At 69.1% G+C, this 17595-nt stretch carries 17 protein-coding genes; 11 read left to right on the top strand and 6 right to left on the bottom strand.

Features of this window, described 5'->3' with window-relative positions; all coding sequences use genetic code 11:
* Positions 1-165: 165 nt before the first annotated feature.
* The 3 genes from VGS97_RS00335 to VGS97_RS00325 are packed head-to-tail and all read right to left on the bottom strand — an operon-like array spanning position 166 to position 3751.
* The gene (locus tag VGS97_RS00335) at positions 166-792 is read right to left on the bottom strand and encodes a bifunctional 4-hydroxy-2-oxoglutarate aldolase/2-dehydro-3-deoxy-phosphogluconate aldolase (RefSeq protein ID WP_326851089.1); all 627 of its coding nucleotides are present in this window, start codon (positions 790-792) and stop codon (positions 166-168) included.
* Positions 789-2438, bottom strand: coding sequence for an N-acyl-D-amino-acid deacylase family protein (locus tag VGS97_RS00330; protein WP_326851088.1), 1650 nt, complete (start codon positions 2436-2438; stop codon positions 789-791). The genes VGS97_RS00335 and VGS97_RS00330 overlap by 4 nt, the downstream gene beginning before the upstream one ends.
* 26 nt (positions 2439-2464) lie before the next feature.
* Positions 2465-3751 (bottom strand): alanine racemase, encoded by a 1287-nt coding sequence (locus tag VGS97_RS00325; protein WP_326851087.1) that lies wholly within the window; start codon positions 3749-3751, stop codon positions 2465-2467.
* 323 nt (positions 3752-4074) lie between these two features.
* On the opposite strand from VGS97_RS00325, the gene VGS97_RS00320 reads away from it, so the two are divergent.
* The 5 genes from VGS97_RS00320 to VGS97_RS00300 all read left to right on the top strand — a co-directional run bounded on the left by VGS97_RS00320 (position 4075) and on the right by VGS97_RS00300 (position 8300).
* Positions 4075-5073: a sugar kinase gene (locus tag VGS97_RS00320; RefSeq protein ID WP_326851086.1), complete on the top strand. Its 999-nt coding sequence runs from the start codon at positions 4075-4077 to the stop codon at positions 5071-5073.
* On the top strand, positions 5070-5840 hold the full coding sequence (locus VGS97_RS00315; RefSeq protein ID WP_326851085.1) for an IclR family transcriptional regulator: 771 nt from the start codon (positions 5070-5072) through the stop codon (positions 5838-5840). The genes VGS97_RS00320 and VGS97_RS00315 overlap by 4 nt, the downstream gene beginning before the upstream one ends.
* Before the next feature lie 2 nt (positions 5841-5842).
* Complete coding sequence (locus VGS97_RS00310) at positions 5843-6226, top strand: Rid family detoxifying hydrolase (RefSeq protein ID WP_326851084.1); 384 nt, start codon at positions 5843-5845, stop codon at positions 6224-6226.
* Between the two features lie 2 nt (positions 6227-6228).
* Positions 6229-7878, top strand: coding sequence for a beta-N-acetylhexosaminidase (locus VGS97_RS00305; RefSeq protein ID WP_326851083.1), 1650 nt, complete (start codon positions 6229-6231; stop codon positions 7876-7878).
* Positions 7879-7991: 113 nt separating this feature from the next.
* Entirely contained in the window at positions 7992-8300 is a 309-nt protein-coding gene (locus VGS97_RS00300; RefSeq protein WP_326851082.1) for a hypothetical protein, read from the top strand.
* A gap of 193 nt (positions 8301-8493) precedes the next feature.
* On the opposite strand, the gene VGS97_RS00295 is transcribed toward VGS97_RS00300, so the two are convergent.
* A complete protein-coding gene (locus tag VGS97_RS00295) occupies positions 8494-9576 on the bottom strand; it encodes a lactonase family protein (protein ID WP_326851081.1) in 1083 nt (360 codons plus the stop codon).
* Between the two features lie 86 nt (positions 9577-9662).
* Between VGS97_RS00295 and VGS97_RS00290 the strand changes: the two genes are divergently transcribed.
* From VGS97_RS00290 to VGS97_RS00280, 3 genes are all read left to right on the top strand, one after another.
* Positions 9663-10631, top strand: coding sequence for a pirin family protein (locus VGS97_RS00290; RefSeq protein WP_326851080.1), 969 nt, complete (start codon positions 9663-9665; stop codon positions 10629-10631).
* Positions 10632-11094: 463 nt separating this feature from the next.
* On the top strand, positions 11095-11862 hold the full coding sequence (locus tag VGS97_RS00285) for a hypothetical protein (protein WP_326851079.1): 768 nt from the start codon (positions 11095-11097) through the stop codon (positions 11860-11862).
* A gap of 98 nt (positions 11863-11960) precedes the next feature.
* On the top strand, positions 11961-12755 hold the full coding sequence (locus VGS97_RS00280; RefSeq protein ID WP_326851078.1) for a pirin family protein: 795 nt from the start codon (positions 11961-11963) through the stop codon (positions 12753-12755).
* Between the two features lie 79 nt (positions 12756-12834).
* On the opposite strand, the gene dtd is transcribed toward VGS97_RS00280, so the two are convergent.
* Entirely contained in the window at positions 12835-13260 is a 426-nt protein-coding gene (gene dtd, locus VGS97_RS00275) for a D-aminoacyl-tRNA deacylase (RefSeq protein ID WP_326851077.1), read from the bottom strand.
* 116 nt (positions 13261-13376) lie between these two features.
* On the opposite strand from dtd, the gene VGS97_RS00270 reads away from it, so the two are divergent.
* The 3 genes from VGS97_RS00270 (at position 13377) to VGS97_RS00260 (ending at position 16587) form a co-directional block, all read left to right on the top strand.
* Positions 13377-14864, top strand: coding sequence for a bifunctional DNA primase/polymerase (locus VGS97_RS00270; protein ID WP_326851076.1), 1488 nt, complete (start codon positions 13377-13379; stop codon positions 14862-14864).
* A gap of 127 nt (positions 14865-14991) precedes the next feature.
* Positions 14992-15552 (top strand): methylated-DNA--[protein]-cysteine S-methyltransferase, encoded by a 561-nt coding sequence (locus VGS97_RS00265; RefSeq protein WP_326851075.1) that lies wholly within the window; start codon positions 14992-14994, stop codon positions 15550-15552.
* 315 nt (positions 15553-15867) lie between these two features.
* Positions 15868-16587, top strand: coding sequence for an AMP-binding protein (locus VGS97_RS00260; protein ID WP_326851074.1), 720 nt, complete (start codon positions 15868-15870; stop codon positions 16585-16587).
* A gap of 287 nt (positions 16588-16874) precedes the next feature.
* Here VGS97_RS00260 and VGS97_RS00255 read toward each other — a convergent pair whose 3' ends face one another.
* Positions 16875-17591: a hypothetical protein gene (locus tag VGS97_RS00255; RefSeq protein WP_326851073.1), complete on the bottom strand. Its 717-nt coding sequence runs from the start codon at positions 17589-17591 to the stop codon at positions 16875-16877.
* Between the last annotated feature and the right edge of the window lie 4 nt (positions 17592-17595).

The raw sequence follows: 17595 nt of genomic DNA, 5'->3' as shown, positions 1-17595 counted from the left end.
CGTGACTTACTCGCGTATAGCGCGACGCTGACACGTGACTCCAGCGAGTACGGAGAACTCAACACGGCGTTTCGCAGCCGGCTCCGAGCACTTGAGATCGTCATGCGCGACGACCTCAAGCCGGCACTGCACTCTCGGCCGCGACACAGCAGCGACGGTACTGGTTCATGCACTCAGTGCCTGTACGAACGCCTTCGCCCTCTCGCCTACGGTCGCGTAATCGCCCTGCGCGACCAGATCGGGCGGGACCACGTCCGTTCCGGCGCCCACGGCGAGCGCGCCCGCGTCGAGGAACGCGCGCGCGTTCGCGGCGATGACGCCGCCGGTCGGGATCAGCCGTGCCTCGGGGAACGGCCCGAGCAGGTCGCGTACATGGCTCGGGCCGCCGATCCGCGCGGGGAACACCTTCACCGCCGCGGCGCCTAGGTCGGCCGCACGGCTCAACTCGGTCGGCGTCAGGGCGCCCATGATCAGCGGGACTCCGGTGGTCGCGGCCGCCGCGGCGACCACCGGGCGCACGTCGGGGGTCACCAGGAAGCGCGCGCCGGCCGCCACGGCGTCGCGCGCGTGAGCGGCGGTCAGGACCGTCCCGGCCCCGACGATGGTGCCCGGCGCGTCCGCCGCGGCCTCGATCAGGTCGAGCACGCCCGGAATGGTGAAGGTGAACTCGACCAGCCGGATGCCCGCGTCGGCGAGCGCCGCGGACAGCGCCACCGGATCGGCGACCTGGTTCGCCCGGACGATGCACACGACCCGGTCCGCCGCCAGGACGTCCAGTATCACCGAGCTCACACACGCCTCCTGCCAGGAGCCCGCCGGATGGCCCGGCCCGGCAGGGCCGCGGTGCGCCGTCCGTCGTCGATGACGAATTCGCCGTTCACCAGAACGTACGGGACGCCGTCCGCAGTCCGGCGGGGCTCGTCGAACGTCGCACGGTCGGTCACCGTGTCAGGGTCGAACAACACCAGATCGGCCGCCATTCCCGGCGCCACCCGCCCCCGGTCGGTCAGGCCGAGACGGCGCGCGGCGCGGCCGGTCATCTTCGCGACGCATTCCTCCAGCGTGATCAGCCCCTCCTCGCGCGTGTAATGGCCGAGGTAGCGGGCGAACGTGCCGAAAGCGCGCGGATGCGGCCGCTCGCCTGCCAGCAGGCCGTCGCTGCCGACCAGATGAGCGGGGTGGCGCATGATCCTGCGTACGTTCTCCTCGTTGCCCACGTGCAGCAGGCAGGAGGTGCCGAGGTCGTCGGCGAGCAGCAGGTCGAAGCAGAACGCTGCCGACGGCTTGCCCGCGCGCCGCGCGGCCTCGGCGACGGACAGCCCGGCCCACCCGCTGTTCGCCGCGCTGCGGGTCCCGCTGATCTGGACCGCCGACCAGTCGATCGGCACCCGGTGGTAGCCGTCTGATCCGGTCTTTTCGAGGTCTGACGTCATCCGCCGCCGGGCCGCCGGGTCGCGCAGCCGCGCCAGGAGCGCGTCGGGTCCGCCGATCGCCGCCCAACTCGGCAGCAGCGCGGTGAGCGTCGTCGCGGCGGGCAGATACGGATAGGTGTCCATCGTCACGTCCACGCCGCGTGCCGTGGCCGCGTCGACGAGGTTGAGCAACTCGGGCGCGCGCCCGGCGTTGACCGGGAAGTTCAGTGTCGCGTGCGTGAGATGCACCGGGCAGCCGGACTGCTCGCTGACCTCGATCATCTCTCGGTAAGCCGCGAGCGCCCCGGCACCGTAACTGCGGTGGTGCGGACTGTAGTAGCCCCCGTACTCGGTCACGACGCGACACAGCTCGACCAGTTCCGAGGTCTCGGCGTACATACCGGGCGGGTACGTCAGACCACTGGACATGCCGAGCGCGCCCTGCTCCAGGCCTTCGGCCAGCAGTCGGCGCATGTCAGCCAGCTCCGACACGGTCGCCGGCCGGTCGTCGTTGCCGACGCTCAGGATCCGCAGCGTGCCCTGCGGCACGAGATACGCCGCGTTGACCGCGCAGCCCCGGTCGACGCGGTCGAGATAGCCGCCGACCGTGCGCCAATCCCAGTCCAGCGTGTCCGGATCGCCGTTCCAGCCGGCGAGTTGGCGTCGCAGCTGACTCAGGGCGCTGTCGTCGATCGGGGCGTAGCCGAGACCGTCCTGGCCGAGGACTTCGAGCGTGACGCCCTGCGTGGTCTTGGCCAGGTGCTGCTCGTCCGTCAGCAGCGCGAGGTCGGAGTGCGAGTGCATGTCGATGAAGCCCGGCGCGAGCACGAGCCCCGAGCCGTCGACCACACGGTCGGCAGCGCAGGCGGCAGCGGCGTCCCCCACCGCGGCGATGCGTCCGTTCGACACGGTCACGTCGGCACGCACCCGCGGCGCCCCCGTCCCGTCGAGGACATCGCATCCACGGAACGACACGGACCGGCGGGACACCGTCCCGGTCTCGATCTCGTCTGCGCTCTCGGACAACGCCGACCTCCCGGATTTCCTGGTTCCTAGAAGAAGGTGCGGATCACGTCGACGACGTGTCCGCCCTCGACGATCGCGATGAGCTGCCACTTGTCGAACGCCGTGCACGGATGCGAGATGCCACAGGCGACCACGTCGCCGATCGACAGCCGCGTCCCGTCGCCGTACGCGAGGAACGCGTGCTGGTCGGCGAGGGCTTTGACGGAACAGTCCGTCAGCTGATCGGTCGTGCCGTCTGGACGGTGCACCGTGTGCGGCTCCGGCATGCCGAGGTCGATCGGCGCGTCGCGCTTGCCGAAATCGAGCAGGGCAAGGCCCGGCTCCGGCATCGACAGAACACGGCCTCTGATGCTCAGCGCGGCCCGGAACCCTCCTGCCGCGTGCGAAGAGGGCTCGGACTGCGGCAGCGGCGTCAGCCGTCGATAATGCCCGTCGTCGTGCGTGATGTAGGCGCCGCTGCGTAGCAGGGTGCGTACTGGTAACGAGGTTCGCCAGTCGCCGGTGAGGATTTCCACGACGTCGTCGAAATAGGCGCTGCCACCCGCCGTGACGATGATTTCGTCGACCTGGTCGAACAGACCGGCCGTGTCCAACCGGGTAGCGATGTCACGCAGAGTCCGAAGATAGCCGCGCACCCGCGCCAGACCCTGCGCCGAGCGGTCGGCTGCCAGGGCGCCCTCGAAGCCGCCCACCCCGGCCAATCTGAGCCGGTCCGACGGCCGGATCGCGCGCGCGACCGTTTCGGCCGTTTCGGCGTCGCGGCATCCGGTGCGGCCGCCGGATGCGCCGATGTCGATCACCACGTCGATCGGCCGCGGCGCGTCCGCAGCCGCGAGCGCCGCCTGCATACGTTCGACCCCTGCCACCGAATCGGCGAAGCACAGCAGGCGGAACCGTGCGCTGCGCCGCAGCTCGCCGGCGACCCAGCCGAGCGAGTCGGCGTCGACGAGCTGGTTGGCGAGCACGATCGTGTCGACGCCGAAAGCGCGGTAGGCGCGCACGTGCGCGATCGTCGCGGCCGTGATTGCCCACGCGCCGGAATCGAGTTGCCGCGCGAACAGCTGTGGAGCCATCGTCGTCTTGCCGTGCGGCGCGAGATCCACGCCGTGCGCCGCGCAGTACTGCGCCATCAGCGAGAGATTGTGGTCGAGCGCGCCGGCTTCGAGGACCAGCAGCGGGGTACCGAACTCGGCGAGCGGGGGCCTGGCCTCGATCAGCCGACCGACGGTGAGTCCGTCGAACCTGGCCGGAAACCCCTTGTAGCGCCAGTCGATCCGCTCGTCGGCCAGAGCCCGGAGCGCCGATTCGTCCATATTACTCCTCAAACTGTTGAGGCAATTGCAACATGTGCAATGTGATTGCGCATGTTGCTCAAACGGTTGTAGCATCCGAGCGCCGGACGAGTCAACGACGAGCGCCGAGATAACAGGCCCAACTACGCGGAGCGTGGCGCGCTGGGGTGTCGGATCGGAGCGCCAGCGTGAGGGGAGGCCGAGTGGTGAATCCGACGGCGGCGAATCAGACCGCCGACCAGACGGCCAATCGGGCTGTGAATCAGACGGTGAATCAAACGGCTGTGGAGCAGGCAGCCGTGGATCATGACGCTGGCACACGTGTTGGGACACATTCCGGTGCCGTGACATGCCTCGGCGAGGCCCTGGCAGTCCTGATCCCCGACCAGACCGGCCTCAGCTACACGCTTTCCGTCGGCGGAGCCGAGGCCAACGTCGCGTGCACGCTTGCTGCTTTGGGTGTCCCGGCGCGCTGGGTCGGTCGTGTTGGCGACGACCACTTCGGCCGCGTCGTGCTGCGTACTCTCGCGCAGCGTGGCGTCGACGTGTCAGACGCCGAAGTCGACGCGGATCGCCAGACCGGGCTCTACGTCAAGGAGCTGACAACTTCCATATCTGATATCGCCGATTCCGCTGAGCCCGCCACGAGGATGCGCTACTACCGCGCCGGTTCGGCGGCTTCCGCCATGGGGCCGGGTCTGGCCGGCGCTGCGGCGTTGCGCGACACCGCGCTGTTGCACCTCAGCGGCATCACGCCGGCGCTGTCCGAATCCTGCGCCGCACTCATCGAAGCGGTTCTCGCCGCGCCCCGGTCCGATCGGCTCATCTCCTTCGACGTGAACCTGCGTCCGGCGCTCTGGTCAGGGCGCGATCCCGCCATCCTGCTCGACCTGGCGCGGCGCGCCGACCTGGTGTTCCTCGGTGCCGACGAGGCCGAGGCGATCTGCGCTGTCGGTGCGCCCGACGAACTGCGGCGCCTGCTGCCCGGACCGCGCGTCCTCGTCGTGAAGCAGGGTGCTGACGGTGCTGTCGGCTACGAGGGCGGACAGCGCGTCGACGTACCCGCGCTGCCGGTCGAGATCGCCGATGCCACCGGCGCGGGCGACGCCTTTGCCGCAGGCTTCATCGCCGCGACGCTGCGCGGCCTGCCGCTGCGTGACCGTCTGCGGCTCGGCACGCTCGCCGCGGCCGGCGTGCTGCGTGTGCGCGGCGACTTCGCCGCGATGCCGCCGCCCGATGTCATCGCCCGATTCCTCGCCGACGGCGACGCATCCGAGTTGTCCGAGTTGTCCGAGGTATCCGAAGCGGGATCCGCATTCGGTCGCGAAGCTGGTGCCGGATGAGCCAGACCGTGGACCGCGCCCTGAGCATCTTGATAGACCTCGGCAGCGGCCCGAAGACGCTCGATCAGCTCGCTGCGCTGCTCGGCGTGCACAAATCCACCGCGCTGCGGTTGGTGCAAACGCTTGAGTCGCAGGGTTTCGCCCGGCACGACGAACATCATCGCTACCGTCTCGGCCCGCGCCTGTTCGCTCTCGCGCACCAAGCGCTCGAAGACATCGACGTACGCCACCTCGCCGCGCCGCATCTCGCCGCGCTCAACCAGGCGCACGGACACACGGTGCATCTCGCCGCCTATGTCGACGGCGCCGTGGTCTACATCGACAAATACGACAGCAGACATCCCGTGCGGATGAGCTCGCGCATAGGCGCGGTCGCGCCCGCGCACTGCACCGCGGTCGGCAAGGTGCTGCTCGCCGGCCTTCCCGCGGCACGCCGTGCGGCGGCAGTGGACCGGCTCCGGTTCGATCGCTACACGCCCAACACCATCACCGACGCGGACCTTTTCACCGCCGAACTCGACCGCGTCGCCACGCAGGGCCATGCACAGGACCGCGCCGAATACGAGGACTACATCAACTGCGTCGCCGCACCGATACGTGACGCGGCCGGCAACGTCCTCGCCGCGGCGTCGGTCTCGGTACCCATGCCGGTCCTCGGATTCGACGGCGTCCTCGCCCTGCTGCCCGACCTGCTCGCCGCCGTCGAGTCCGCCTCGGCCGAACTCGGCTGGACCGCCCCGCCCCCGCACCACGACCAGGAGAACTGACCATGCCCAAGACCGCGATCACCACCGGCGACGCTCCCGCGCCGGTCGCTTCCTACTCGCAGGCCGTCCGCAAGGGCAACATCCTGCAAGTGGCCGGACAGGGGCCGACCGACCCGGCGACCGGAGCGTTCGCGGGCGCGACCGTCGCGGAGCAGACCAGGCAGACCCTGCTGAACGTGCAGGCCATCCTGCGCGCCGCCGGCGCCGACTTCGACGACGTCATGATGATGCGCGTCTACCTGACCGACGTCGGTGACTTCCCCGCGATGAACGAGGTCTACAGCACGTTCGTCAGCGCGCCGTTCCCCGCCCGCACCACGGTCTACGTCGGCCTTCCCGCCGGAATGCTCGTCGAGATCGACGCGCTCGCCGTCCTGGGCGACTGATCGTGAGCGCGACAGGGTTCGATATCGGCGAGCGTGTCGAAGGGCTCGGACTCATCCCGGAGCCGATTTCCGTGCATGTCGCCGACGGCCGGTTCACGCTGACCGAGTCCACCGTTCTCGACGCCGACGAAGCCGGTCGTGGCGTCGCCGCATGGCTGCGGGACGTACTCGGCCCGGCCACCGGACTCTCGCTGCGAGACGGCCGGGGTCCACTGAACGCGGTGACACTGCGCGTCGTCGAGGTAGAGACGGGCTCGGCTACAGCTTCGGCCAGCCTGGGTGCAGAGGGCTACCGGCTGTCGGTGACCGGTGACGGCGTCTCGATCGAGGCGCCCTCGGCCGCAGGTCTCTTCTATGCGGCGCAGACCCTTCGCGCGCTGCTGCCGGCCTCGGCGTACCGCCGCGCGCCGATCGACTCAGGTCTCTGGCACATTCCCCTCGTCACGATCGAGGACCGCCCCCGCTTCGGCTGGCGCGGCGCGCTGCTCGACGTCGCACGGCACTTCCTGCCCAAACAGGACCTGCTGCGCTTCATCGACCTGATCGCGATGCACAAACTCAACATCCTGCACCTGCATCTCACCGACGATCAGGGCTGGCGCATCGAGATCCGTCGTTACCCGCGCCTGACCGAAGCCGGCGCCTGGCGCCGGGAGAGCCCGATCGGCGACCGGCGCAACGGCCGCTTCGACGGCAGGCCGCACGGCGGCTACTACACGCAGGACGACATACGCGAAATCGTCGCCTACGCCGCTGCCCGGCATGTCACCGTGGTCCCGGAGATCGACGTACCCGGACACGCCGGGGCCATGATCGCCGCGTACCCGTACCTCGGCAACACCGACACACCCGGCTACCCCGATCAGCCCGAAGTCGACACGCGCTGGGGCATCCTCGACAACGTACTCAATGCCGAGGAGTCCACCCTCGAATTCCTCCGTGACGTCTTCGATGAGGTCATGGACCTGTTCCCGTCTCGGTACATCTGCGTCGGCGGCGACGAGTGCCCGACCGGTCCGTGGGAGGCGAGCCCGCGTGCCCGAGCCCGCATGGCAGAGCTCGGACTTGCGGACGCGGACGCGATCCGCCACTGGTACGTCGCACGACTCGCCGAGCACTTGGCCGCGCGTGGCAGGACCCTGTACGGCTGGGACGAGATCTGCGACGGTGATCTCCCGCCGGGTGCCGTCGTGGCCTCCTGGCGCGGCACAGCGGGCGCCATCACCGCCGCGCAGCGCGGCCACGACGTCGTGCTCTGCCCCAACGATCAGGTCTACCTCGACTACCGCCAGTCGGACGATCCCGGGGAGCCCATTCCGATCGGCACTGTCTCGTCACTCGCGCATGTCTACGCGTTCGAGCCCGTGCCGCCCGAACTGACCGAGGCCGAATCGCGGCGCGTACTCGGCGCGCAGTGCAACATCTGGACGGAGCACATCGACTCGCCCCGTGCGATCGACTACATGGCGTTCCCGAGGCTCGCCGCGTTCGCCGACACCGTCTGGCGCCGGTCGGCCGCCGACTTCACAGCGTTCGAACGCCGCATCGCTGTGCACGAAGAACGGCTGAACGCACTCGGTGTCGAGTACCGGCGCAGGTCAGGACCGCTGCCCTGGCAGTCCCGCCCCGACGCTCCCGGCTGGCCGCGCTAGCTCTCCATCCTCTCCCGACCTGACGGCGTGTCATATCCGGCGATAGCTAACAAACCATGAATAATGGACGCATCAACTCGAACACGCCATCTGGAGACCCCATGCTTCGCAGTGTGTTGATTCCAACTGCCGCACTCGCCGCCACCGCCGTCGTCCTCGGCGCTCCGATCGCCGCGCACGCCGCGGTAACGCCCAGCACCACCATCAAGTGGGCGCAGATCTCGCCACAAACGTCCAGTGGCACCGCCACCTGTGACAATGGTCAGGTCGCGACCGGGGGCGGCTACTGGATCTCCAGCGCCCTCGGTAGCTCCTCCTACGTGGCACGCAACTACCCGCTGGACTCACGCAGCTGGTATGTCCAGACCGTGGGCATGGCTGGGTGGGTCTACGTCGACTGCCTCAGCCTGACGACCAGCTAAGGCGCAAACCCCGGTCACGGCGCCATCCCTGGCCCAGGCTCTAGCCTCATCTCCCGCACATCGCCTGGGCGAGCGATATGTAGACTGGGACAATCCGGGCTCAACATCGAGCAATGGCCTTACTCGGCACTGAGAAATACCCGATACCCCTGGGTGATCCTGCACTCATCCAAGTGCCGTGCGGAGGATGGGACTAGCCCGTGGGCTGCCCGGTCTTTGCGAACAGGACGTGCGCCGCCTGCCTGACCGGGAAGGACGTGTCCGTCGGCGTGAGCTCGCCGTTCGAGGTATCCACCCGAAAGACGGCGACGTTGTGCGAACGCTGATTCGCGCTGAACAGGAACCGGCCGTCGGGGCTCAGCGTGATGTGCCGCGGCCAGCTGCCTCCGCAGGGCCATTGGCCGATCGGGATCAGCCGCGCGCCGTTGTCGCCGACCTCGAATGCGCTGATCGACTCGTCGCCGCGGTTGGCGACGTAGACGAAGCGTGCGTTCGGGGACAGCTGGATGCCTGACGGGAAGCTCTCGCCAGCCTTGGAGCCGGGCACGCAGCCCAGCTCGATCAGCTCGTACGCGGAGCCGTTCGCCGCATCGTACGAACATACCGAAACTGTGTTCGACAGTTCATTCGCGAGGTAGAAGTACTCGCCGAACGGATGGAACACCAGGTGGCGCGGTCCGCTGCCCGGTCGCATCCGGTTCTCCGCGAGCAGGGAGAGCCGCCCGGTCGCGTCGTCGAGAGAATATGCGTACACGGTGTCTGTACCGAGGTCCGCGACGAGGTACGCGTCACCGAAGGGAGCCGGCGCGGCCATGTGTGCATGCGGCCCCTCCTGACGGTCCTTCTGCGGGCCGGAGCCTTCGTGCTGCACCAGATCAGACAACTCACCCAGCCGACCGCTTGTCTCGATCGGGTGCACGGCCACGTTGCCGGACATGTAGTTCGCTGTGAGCAGGTGCCGCCCGCTCGCGTCCACGGTCAGATGGCACGGATAACTGCCGTCCGTCGATCGTTCGCCCAATGGAGTGAGTTCCCCACTCGCGCCGTCGATGCGGAACGCCGCGACACCGCCCGAATCCTCCTCGCGGACCGCATAGAGCACATCGCCCGCCGGTGACAACCCAAGGAACGACGCCTCCGGCAGCTGAACACCCGTGATCGGCGTGACCGTAAGGCTGTCCGGATCGAAGTCGGCGACGGTGATACCCGGCGCGGGTTGCGGTGACGAGTCGCCCGCGGTGTACCTGCCGATGAAGATCCTCAGGTGGTCGCTCATGCGGTTTCTCCGTGGCGTCGAGGAGCGGTGATCGTCCGGACCAGTATCGCGTGTACGGCTACCGGCGTCGGCGTAGCGTGATCGGCATGAGCAACCTCGACGTGCATCCCGCAGCCACGGTGGTAGGCGGCCGTGAAGATGTCTCCGCTCGGCCGGTGCATGAGCTGCTGACCGGAAAACTGGTCCAATTGGGGGAAAGTACGCAGGTGCGCCGCCTGCTGCCGACCCTCGGACGGCGGATGGTGGGCGCGTGGTGCTTCGTCGATCACTACGGCCCGGACGACATCGGCGACTCGACGGGCATGCACGTGCCGCCGCATCCGCACACGGGGTTGCAGACGGTCAGCTGGCTGCACGACGGGGAGATCCTGCACCGCGACAGCCTCGGCAGCGTCCAGACGCTGAGGCCGTATCAGCTCGGCCTGATGACCGCCGGTCGCGCGATCGCGCACGCCGAGGTCTCTCCGCGCGAGCATCCCCGGCTCCTGCACGGCGCGCAGCTGTGGGTCGCCCTGCCCGACGGGCACCGCAACACCGCGCCGAACTTCGAGCATCACGCGACGCTGCCGGTCGTGGACGCCCCTGGCCTGCGAGCGACGGTGATCCTCGGCGAGGTGGACGGCGCCGCGTCACCCGGCACGACGTTCTCGCCGCTGGTCGGGGCGGATCTCGCGCTCGACGCGGGAGCGGACGTACGGCTGCCGCTGGAGCCCGACTTCGAGTATGCGGTGCTGGCCATGTCGGGCGAGGCGGACGTGGACGGAGTGCCCGTGAGCGCCGGTTCGATGCTTTACCTCGGCTGCGGTCGCCGCGAACTTCCGCTGCGTGCCGCCGACACGTCCAGTGGCCTGATGCTGCTCGGCGGGGAGCCCTTCGAAGAGCAGATCATCATGTGGTGGAACTTCGTGGGCCGAACAGGGGATGAGATCAGTGCGGCGAGGGAAGCGTGGATGACCGGCGACCGCTTCGGGGAGGTGCGCGGATACGACGGCGACCGGTTGAGCGCGCCGCAGTTGCCGCCTACGCCGCTGAAGCCGCGCGGCCGCGTTCGGTAGTTCGCGTGCACTGGATCCATTATTAACAGGCCCATCGAAAGTGACCAGAGCGGCCAAAGTGATGGGGGTGACGGGAGTGACTGGAGCGGCGCAACTGGGGCATACCGCCGTCGCGACTCGGGATACGAACGATGCCACGGTCGGCCCGGCGACAGGTTTGGCCCGGCGATGGGCGATAGGTCAGTAATAGCCTGGTTGGTGTCTCAGCACTCGGTTCGGACTGTCCGGTGTCTCAGAACGCTTCCATCACGTCGTGCCGACACGGCACACTCGTGGCATGCTGGCCGCCCTTTTGCCTGGCTTACGCGAGTTCCGGACGCCGCTTGCCGTCGGATACGCATGGCTGATTACGCTCTGGCTTGCCGTTGGGTACCGAGCCCCTCGCTCTGATGCGGCTCACGGATTCCTCGCCGACGTATACCGCCTCGCGCATGCCGCCGGGCCGGTCGCGGTGGGTGTCGCGGTGAGCGTCGGAGCCTACCTGCTCGGCGTGATCGCCACCCGGCTCGGCCTGGACATCACCTACACACTCGGCGATCTGCTGCGCCGGACCCCGGTCGGCCCGGCTACTCCCGGTGCCCGCCGCGTGAACCGTCTGGCCAACGCCCTGACCCTCACGGTGGTGACGCGGCTCGCGGAACGGATAGTCGATGACGATGCGTTCCGCGCCAGCATGGTGGACCACGTGTCTCGCGACGACGATGCGTCTCGCGGCGTCTACGAATCGCAGCTGCTCAGGAATTACTGGGCGCGTGACGCGCACATCAGGAACAACCTGGCCGTCGACGAGATGGCGGGCGAACTGGGAACGGAACTCTGGGACATCGCCGCACGGCTGCGTGGCGCGGGCGACATCGCCGCGCTTGAGTACGACCGGCTGGTGTCCGAGGCCGACTTCCGCATCGCGATGTTCGGCCCGCTGGCGGCGCTGTGCCTTGTCGCGGCCATTCGATGGAACCCGCTGTGCCTCGTCGTGGTGCTGCCACTCATCACGCTGATCTACGCCGGGGTGGCAGCCCGCTCCGAGGCAGAGGAAGAGCTCGCGCAGGCACTCGCTTCCGGAAGGATCACCGACCCGGCCGTGGATCGGCTTGCCGTGGTGGCCCTGAACTACGTGGACCTGAACAACACCGAGACCGAACCGCCGCCTGCCGCCACGGCCGGAACCGGCGCCGCCGTGGCCGCCGTGGCCGCCTCGAACATTCCGGGGACACCGTCACCTTCGTCGTGACAACTCCTCTCATGGAGAGCTCGGAATCAGCGTGGCCACAAGTTGGTTTATGGTTCAACTATCTTGGTTCGGTAGCGTACCGGCTGGAGGCCACCGCGATGCCCGCTTACCCGATCACCCGCGCTGTGCAAGACCTGCAACCATCGCTTGACGTGCGCGATCCGGATAGCCGCCTGGCGACCCGGATGTCCTGGCTGGACTCGAAGCACTCGTTCTCCTTCGGCCGGCACTACGACGCGCGCAACACCCACTTCGGGCTGCTGCTGGTCAACAATGACGACGTGGTGCGGCCCGGCACCGGGTTCGAAACCCATCCGCACGAGGACATGGAGATCGTCACCTGGGTGCTGCGCGGTGCCCTGGTGCACCAGGACTCCGAAGGGCATTCCGGCGTGATCTATCCCGGCCTTGCCCAGCGGATGAGCGCGGGGCGTGGGATCCTGCACTCCGAGAAGAACGACTCATGGCGGCTGACCGGCGACGCGCCGCACACCGAGCCGGTGCACTTCGTCCAGATGTGGGTGGTGCCCGATCAGACCCGCATCGAGCCCGGATACGAGCAGTTGGAGATCGGCGACGAACTGCTGCGCGGCGGCTTGGTGCCGGTCGCCTCCGGCATGCCTAAGCACGACGGTGCGGCTGCCATCCGGATCAAGCAGAAGGACGCCGCGTTGCACGCCGCGCGGCTGGAGACCGGTCAGTCCGTCACGCTTCCCGCGGCGCCTTACCTGCATCTGTTCGTCGCACGTGGCGCAGTCGAGCTCGAAGGCGCCGGAACGCTCGGCACCGGCGCGGCGGCACGGATCACGGCCGGCGGCGGCCAGCGGGTGACGGCGCTCGAACCGTCCGAGATCCTCGCGTGGGAGATGCACGCACGCCTCGGTGTCGGCTGAGGTCCGGTCGGCTGAGGTCGGCGCACATCCGGACTCGATCTCGGCGGGTTGGGGCGGGCGCCGACACCCGCCCGGATGATCAGATTTCGATGACGAGGGTTACCGGTCCGTCGTTGACCAGCGCCACTTTCATGTCCGCGCCGAAGACGCCGAGCTCGACCCGGGCGCCGAGTTCCCGTAGCGCGGCGGCCGTCGCCGTCACCAGGGGCTCGGCCACCGGGCCCGGCGCTGCCGCCTGCCAGGTGGGGCGACGGCCCTTGCGCGCGTCGCCGTAAAGCGTGAACTGCGAGATCAGCAGGAGCGGCGCGCCGATGTCGGAACACGACTTCTCGCCTTCCAGGATCCGCAGTGTCCACAGTTTCGCGGCCAGCTTGCGGGCGTGGTCCGGCGTGTCGTCGTGTGTGACGCCGACGAGGACGCACAGCCCCGGCTCGGAGATCTGCCCGACGATCGCGCCGTCGACGCGCACCGACGCCTCGGTGACTCGCTGAACCACTGCTCGCATGGCGACGATCGTGCCATCCTCGCGGCCCTCGCCGCCTTTGTGGCGCCTGAACGCGGAAACTGTCACCGGCTGGGTATAGAACATAAGTACGAACAAATCGGCAAGGAGGATCGCGCGTGACGTCACCGACAATGACACCGAGCGCCGCCACCGACTGGCTCGGCGTGGCGCTCGCCCTGGCCGAACGCGGATTCGCCGTCTTCCCGCTGCGCCCCGGCACCAAGGTCCCCGCGGTGCGCGGCGACTGGGAGGGGCTGGCCGTGGCCGATCCGGCGCGGTTGCGTGAGGTCGGCTGGCCGAGCGGCGCCAATGTCGGTGTCGCCTGCGGCCCGAGCGGCTTGTTCGTCCTCGACCTCGACGTGGCCAAGGGTCCGAGCCCGGCCGACGAGACCGGCGGCTCAGGCGAGTCGACCGATGGAGCCGTCGTGCTGCGCGAACTCGCCGCGGGGCGGCCGATCCCGGACACGTTCACCGTCGCCACGCCGTCCGGGGGCACTCACCTGTACTTCCGGGCGCCATCGGCGCCGCGGCTGCGTAACACCGTCGCACGCCTCGGCCCACTGATCGATACGCGCGCGGTCGGCGGGTACGTGGTCGGCCCCGGTTCCACCATCGGAGGCAGGCGATACGAGATCGCGGCTGACCAGCCGGTCGCACCCGTGCCGCGCTGGATCGTCAGGGAGTTGATCGCCAAGGCGCGCGCCGCGGAGCTACCGGCTCTGCCGCCTCCGCCGATCGGCCGCCCCGGCGTCGCCGGATCGCGGCCTCCCGGCGTCGTGACTGCGGCCTACGGTGCCGCCGCGCTGCGCAACGAGGTCGAACGTGTGCTCGCCGCCCGGGTCGGCACCCGCAACGACACGCTCAACCGCGCCGCCTATGCGCTCGGCCGCCTGATCGGTGCGGGGATTCTCGACCGCGATCTTGCCGCCTCCGAGCTGTACCACGCCGCGCGCCGCGTCGGACTACCCGCTCGCGAATCCTCCTCGACGCTCGCCTCCGGCCTCGGCGCGGGCATCGCACGACCACGCTTCCCGGCTCGTAGCCGCCCGCTCGCCTCAGCCGCGCGAACTGTCGCCGCGTCGTTCCGGACTGGCGGTGAAGGCGAGGTGGAGCCGTCTGTGGCCGTGAATGAGGAGCATGAAGTGCGTCAGAGCTCTGGCGATGATCACATGATTCGCGATCAATTCGGCTCTGATGTGATGAACGCACTGCGAGCTGTCGACCGCGCGTATGACGCGGCGGCATTGTGCGCCGCGCCATTGGTCTTCAGCCGGGAGTGGCGGCGAATACGCGCACTCGTCGACGCCCTGCGTGACTTGCGCGACTCACCAAGGTCGAGCCCGGTGGACGTACGGCGCGCCGCGTCGCTGTGCGAAGCCGTTTCCAGCCTCGCCGGCGCGCTTCCCGCGACTTTGGTTTTACCTGGACGCAAACGTGCCCGCTCGCCGCTGGGCAACGCTCTGCGTGACGTGAAGCGAGCCGCCGATGCCGCGATCGACACGCTCGCCCGAGCTGACGGCCAGACGGTACATGTCGGCGATATGGGCATTGGCGCACGTGCGGGTACTGGCGCGGTCGCCGTTGCTGTCGGTAGCGGCGCTTAGGCTGAGATCTGGTTAGGCGAGATGATGCAACAAAGTCAATGCGGTAGAAGGCAGTGCAGCGCAAGCTGCGGTGAAAGTTGCATGGCGGTCGCAGTGCGAGCCGCGGCAGGAGAGAGCAGGAGACTGGATGTCCGGACGGGACACACGCCATCGGCTGCCCGTCGGCTCGGCTTGGGGCGAGATCGACTCGCCGGTCGGGCCGCTGGGTGTCGTCGTGACGCCGGTCGGCCTGCTGTGCCTCGGATTCTGCTCGTTCGCCTCGCTGGCCGGGGCCTTCGCGACACCGGACGGGTCGGACGCCGGGCCGGTGCCGCTGCTCGGCCACGGACTCGGTGCGCAGGTCGCACAGGAGCTGCGGGAGTACTTCTCCGGGCAGCGCAAGAACTTCACCGTCCCGATCGACTGGTCGCTCACCTCCGGTGTGCAGCGCTCGATCCTGGCCACCCTGCGCGCCGAGGTCCCGTACGGCAGCACCGTCGGCTATGGGGACCTCGCGCTGCTGGCCGGGCGGACGCTCGGCGCCTCGCGCCTGGTCGGCACCGTGATGGGCGGCAACCCGGTGGCGATCGTCGTCCCCTGCCACCGGGTGATCGCGGCCGGCGGCGCAATCGGCGGCTTCGGCGGCGGCCTGGAGGCCAAACGGTGGCTGCTGACCCTCGAAGGCGCCTTGCCACCGACCCTCTTCTAAGTCTTGTACTAACCTCTGTCCGATTCAGAGCCGGGCAGCCGTTTTGTCCGTTTGATCCCTGTGCCGCCAACCGCCGGATCGCGTGTGCGCGCATCGGCGGTCAGCGGGCTGACCTGCGCAGACGGTTGAGCAGGCCTCTGACGCGTCAGTGCCCTTACCGTGTCGCGCGCACGTTCGGGGAAGAGGGCCGCAGCACTGGCACACTCTTGCCAGTTTCTCCACGCAACGCGAGCACTTGATCCCGGACTGTTAGCTTCCTGAACACTGCGTTCTGAGACCTGGGTTCTCTCGGAACTGCCGAGCGGAGGGATGGGGATGTTAATCCGATTCACCGACCGTACCGTCGGGCCGCCGGCCGGTGTCATCCGGGCGCGGCGGATCCGCCACCTCCGGCAGGACGAGGCCGTGGTCGAACTGTCCAGCCTGCCCGACGCGGAGTGGGCGCTGCTGGCCGCGTGCGCCAGTCCCGACTGGGACCTCCCGATCGACGCGAGCATCCCGCAGCTGATCGCCGAACAGGTCTGCATCAACCCGGACGCGGTGGCAGTCGTCGCGGACGGCGAGGAGATGAGCTACGCGCAGTTGTGGACGCGCGCCGGGGCGGTCGCCGCCCGGCTGCGTCTCGCGGGGGTGCGCCGGGGCCATCTGGTGGGCCTGTGCTGCGAGCGGCCGTCGGAACTCGTCGTCGGAATGCTCGGCATCCTGCGCTCCGGCGCGGCCTACGTCCCGATGGACCCGAGCTACTCGGCCGAGCGCCTGACCTTCATGCGCGAGGACATCGGCCTGCGCGTCATCGTCGCCGAGGCGGGCATCGAACTGCCCGCCGGGGCATACCGCAAGGTGATCGTCGACTCGGAGCCCGTGCCGCCGGCCGACATCGAGGCGGACGGGTTGTTCGAGGACGACCCGTGGGCCGCCGGACCCGACGACCTGGCGTATCTCAGCTACCCGGCGGGGCCGGGCGAGTCGCCGACCATCATGGCCTCGCATCGCAACGTGCTGAGCCTGCTCGACGCCACTCGCCGTTTCGGCTGACCAGCGCCCGATTCGTCGTGACTGCTGAACCGGTTGAGTAAACGGGCGAGCCGCGCCCTTGTTCCGTCCCCGTCGAACTGCGGCCCTACTCCACACTGCATGCCTGCACACACTGTGAACTGCTGTGAATCGCTGCGCTACGAACTACGTGCGCTGATCAGAGCTACTGGACAGGCGCCGAAGCAGCGCCCGATCCCGTCCCGATACCGGCCGGTGCCGCAGCGGGCCCGGCCGGAATCCGGAGCAACGATCAACGCTTGGCCGCGCCGGGCGGCGCGGCCTTCGGCTCACACCAGCCCGCGCCGCGCCGCCTGGACTCCGACCTGGAATCGGCTCGTCGCGCCGAGGCTCTCCATCAGCGCCGCCACCCGGCGGGCGAAGGTGCGCCGGCTCATGTGCAGCTGGGCGGCCGCGTGGTCGTCAGTGACGCCGTTGCTCAGTACCTGGAGTATCTCGCGCTGCTCCGCGGTGACCTGGCCGGGCGGCGGGGTGTTCGGCGGCTGCCCGCACGCCGCGGCCCACGCCAGATCGAAGGCGACGGCCAGTGAACGGGCGGCTACCACGTGCGCCTGCGGTGCCAGCCGGCCGGCCATCGGGTGGCGCGGGTCCGGGTGCGGCATGTAGAGCACCGAACGGTCCCGGACGATCACCGGGTAAGGCAGGCTGAACGTGGTGGGCGCCGCGGTCCCGAGCCGGGTGAGCGCCGGGAACGGGGCCGGCTCGCCCGGGCGCGCCGGACCGTGCAGGACCCTGACGGTCAGGCCCTGGCGCAGCAGCTTGGTGAACAGGCCGGGTGGCACCATCCGCTCGAACAGCCAGGGCTCCGGGACGAGCGCGATCAGCTCCTCCCTGGTCAACTCCTCAAGCTCGGCGCCGAGCAGCGCCGCGGCGGCGCGCGTGGTGCCGACCACGCTGGTGCGGCCGGGGATCGGCTCGCCGTGGCGGAACGCCGCCAGGGGTTCGCGGCGGTGAAGCCGTACGGGTGGGGAGATCGTCTCGGTCATCGCA

Source organism: Actinocrinis sp., from assembly GCF_035946395.1.
In the GTDB taxonomy this organism is placed as follows: Bacteria; Actinomycetota; Actinomycetes; order Streptomycetales; family Catenulisporaceae; genus Actinocrinis.
Note: the sequence above shows the minus strand (reverse complement) of the source record. Positions and strands in the feature narration are given on the sequence as shown.